Raw genomic sequence first — 3,020 nt, 5'->3', positions numbered from 1 at the left:
ACGCGCGACTACCCCTCGGTCAACGATAACCAGCTGTCGCTCAGCTTCCACGACGAAAACAACTTGGACGCGGACCCGGCGCGCAAGCCGGCCAGCGAGGACTTCACGGTATCCGTGGATGGTGTTCGCAGCACCGTCAACAGAGTTGTCGTGGGGGGCAAGGTGATGACGCTGGTGCTGTCCACCTACGTGCAGTTTGGCCAAAGAGTGACCCTTGCCTACAACGACAGCACGCCCAACGACGACAAGGGCATACGGGATACGCAAGGCAACAGCTTGGCCAGCATTCCGACCACGGAGATCAAGAACAACTCACGAGACCGCACGCCCCCGGAGCTGATTACCACCGGTGACGCGCGCCCCAAGGTCAACGGCAAGCAACTGGTGCTCAGCTTTAGCGACGCCAGCAACCTGAACGCGGACCCGGCCCGCAAGCCGGTTGCCGGGGACTTTGCGGTGCTCGTGGGGAGCGTTCCCAATGCCGTGACCGAGGTCACCGTGGACGCCCAGGCCAAGACCATTGCGCTGACGCTGACCACCGCCGTGACGCTTGGCCAGACGGTGACCGTCGCCTACAACGACAGCACGCCTGACGATACCAGTGCCCTGGAGGACGCACTGCTCAACCGCTTGGCCAGCTTTGCGGTCACGGCTGTCAACACGGCAGACACCGCGCCCCCGCAACTGATTACCACCGGTGACACGCGCCCCAAGGCCAACGGCCAGCAACTGGTGCTCAGCTTTGACGACGTGAGCCCCCTGAACGCGGACCCGGCCCGCAAGCCGCTTGCCGGTGATTTCACCGTGCTCGCGGGGAGTACCGCGAACGCCGTCACCGCCGTTGCCGTGGACGCCCAGGCCAAGACCATCACGCTGACGCTGAGCACCGCCGTGACACCTGGCCAGGCGATGACCGTCGCCTATGCCGACAGCACGCCCAGCGCCACCGACACCAGCGCCATACAGGACGCAGCGGGCAATCGCCTGGCCGGCTTCGCGGCCACGGAGATCAATACGGCAGACACCGTGCCCCCGCAGCTGATCACCCCGGCACCGCAGGCCCCAGGGTCCTTGGCAGCGACTTGGTGCTCGAATTCAACGACGCGAGCAACTTGGACGCCGCCGAGGCCCGCAAGCCGCTCAGCGGGGACTTCACGGTGCTTGTGGACGGGGCAGCCAATGCCGTCACCTCGGTCATCGTGGGTGCAAACAGCAAGCTCGTCTACCTGACGCTGACCACCCCCGTGCGACATGGTCAGAGCGTGCGCATCGCCTACACCGACAGCACGCCCGACGACACCAGCGCCATACGGGACACTGCCGGCAACCGCCTGACCAGCTTTCCGTCCACCGCAGTGGACAACCGCGTGCCGGACCGCGAGAGCCCGCAGCTGATCACCACCGGCGCCACGCGCCCCAAGGTCAACGGCAGCCAGTTGGTGCTCAGCTTTGGCGACGCAAGCAACTTGGACGCCGACCCGGCGCACAAACCGGCCACCGGGGCCTTTACGGTGCTCGTGGATGGCGTCGCGAATGCCGTTACCGCGGTCGCCGTGAACGCAACGGAAAAGACCGTCACGCTGACGCTGAGCACCGCTGTCACCAGGGACCAGTCAGTAAGCGTTGCCTACAACGACCCCACGTCCGGCGACGACGCCAACGCGATACAGGACGCGGCGCACAACGACGCTGCCAGCTTCGCGGCCACGACCGTGGACAACCTCACGCCCGCCCCACCCGCACGCACCCCTCCCAGGGCGCCCGACGCAGACAGCGATAGCGACGGCATTTCCAGCGCCCAAGAGGACCAGGCCGTCGGCCCCAAGGGCTCCACCACCGGAGACGGCAACAACGACGGCATCCAGGACAGCGCGCAGGCCGCAGTCGCCTCCTTCAGCGCCAAGACCAGCAGCAGTTCCAGCACCTCGGTCACCTTGGTAGCAGACAGCCAGGACGGCAAGGTCGCCTCCGGCAGCCACACCCGCATCACCAGCCTGGAGCAAAAGGCAGTGCCCGCCCAAACACCCAAGGCGCTGGAGACGCCCATCGCGCTGACGAGTTTCCAGGCCGCGCTGAACACCGTCGGCAGCAGCGAGACCTTCAGCCTGTACGTGGACCCGAAGATCGGCGCCAACGGCTACTGGTTGCAGGACAACACGGGCACCTGGGTGAATCTGGCGAGCAGCCCTTACGGCGGCAAGATGGTGAACGAAGGCGGGCGGTTGCGGCTGGACTTCCAGATCAAGGACGGCGGACCGTTCGACGCCGATGGGGAGGCCAACGGTGTGATCACCGCGCCCGGCGCCGCGGCGCAGATGCCGCTGTCCATCGTGGGGCAGGCGCCGGACGTGGCGCATGACGGGTTCTGGTTCTGAGCGGGGCCAGCGGGCGCGTATTCAGGCGTACTTGTCGCCCACTGCGGCGCGCAGCGGGTGGGTGTCGTAGACGATGTGCATGCGCGCGATGCGCTCGCTGCCGGGCGCGAAGTCAAAAATGTCCACGCAGTGGAAGGCCACGAGACTGCCGTCCAGGAGCGTCCAGTCGTAGCGGAAGTAGGCGGCCACGCGGGTGACTTCGGCGTCCGGCTGCACGCTCGTGAACAGGTCCATGAGCGTGATCACGCTGCGCGCCGAGGCCTGCGCCAGTTTCGGGAAGAAGCTGCGCGCGGGCATGGTTCCCAGAAAGGGCGAGACCACGCAGCCTTCGGCCTCGAAGCAGGCGACCAGAGCCGCGGTATCGCCGGCCTGCAAGGCATCGAGGTAGCGGCGCACGGTGTCGATGGGGGACGGGTTCATGGGCGGTTTCTCCTGTCCAATTCAGCGATGGTGCCGGTAGTTCCACGGGGCCTGCGGCTGTTTTTGCGACCACAGTCCCAGACCTTGCTCCTGAGCTTGGCGCTCCAGGGGCGGCAGATGGGGGTGTGCGCGGGCGTAGGGCCGGTACACCCAGGCCAGGCCCGCGCGCACCTGCGCGGAGGCCGCGTCGGTGTCGCCACAGCGCACATCGGCCACCGTGCGGCC

The 3,020-nt window shown here is 66.9% G+C and carries 3 protein-coding genes and 1 pseudogene; 2 read left to right on the top strand and 2 right to left on the bottom strand.

All coding sequences use genetic code 11. The annotated features are described in order from the left end of the window. Together VTU_RS31850 and VTU_RS0118140 are read left to right on the top strand one after the other, a co-directional pair. A pseudogene (locus VTU_RS31850) lies at positions 1-924 on the top strand (SwmB domain-containing protein); the annotation flags it as partial. 161 nt (positions 925-1,085) lie between these two features. Next, positions 1,086-2,375, top strand: a complete 1,290-nt coding sequence (locus VTU_RS0118140) for a SwmB domain-containing protein (RefSeq protein ID WP_236610786.1) — start codon at positions 1,086-1,088, stop codon at positions 2,373-2,375. Positions 2,376-2,396: 21 nt separating this feature from the next. Here the strand turns inward: VTU_RS0118140 and VTU_RS0118135 are convergent, their stop codons facing one another. Both VTU_RS0118135 and VTU_RS0118130 read right to left on the bottom strand, forming a co-directional pair. Continuing rightward, positions 2,397-2,795, bottom strand: coding sequence for a nuclear transport factor 2 family protein (locus tag VTU_RS0118135; protein ID WP_010106813.1), 399 nt, complete (start codon positions 2,793-2,795; stop codon positions 2,397-2,399). A gap of 21 nt (positions 2,796-2,816) precedes the next feature. Continuing rightward, the coding region (locus tag VTU_RS0118130) for a thermonuclease family protein (RefSeq protein WP_010106812.1) at positions 2,817-3,020 on the bottom strand (204 nt) is incomplete at its 5' end.

This window comes from Verminephrobacter aporrectodeae subsp. tuberculatae At4 (assembly GCF_000193225.1).
GTDB classification, from domain to species: Bacteria; Pseudomonadota; Gammaproteobacteria; order Burkholderiales; family Burkholderiaceae_C; genus Acidovorax; species Acidovorax aporrectodeae.
The sequence above is the reverse complement of the archived record's forward strand: the minus strand, read 5'-3'. Positions and strand labels throughout refer to the sequence as shown.

Bases quoted from the DNA above. Each gene is read 5' to 3' on its own strand.
- VTU_RS0118135 (WP_010106813.1), bottom strand. From the start codon at position 2,795: ATGAACCCGTCCCCCATCGACACCGTGCGCCGCTACCTCGATGCCTTG.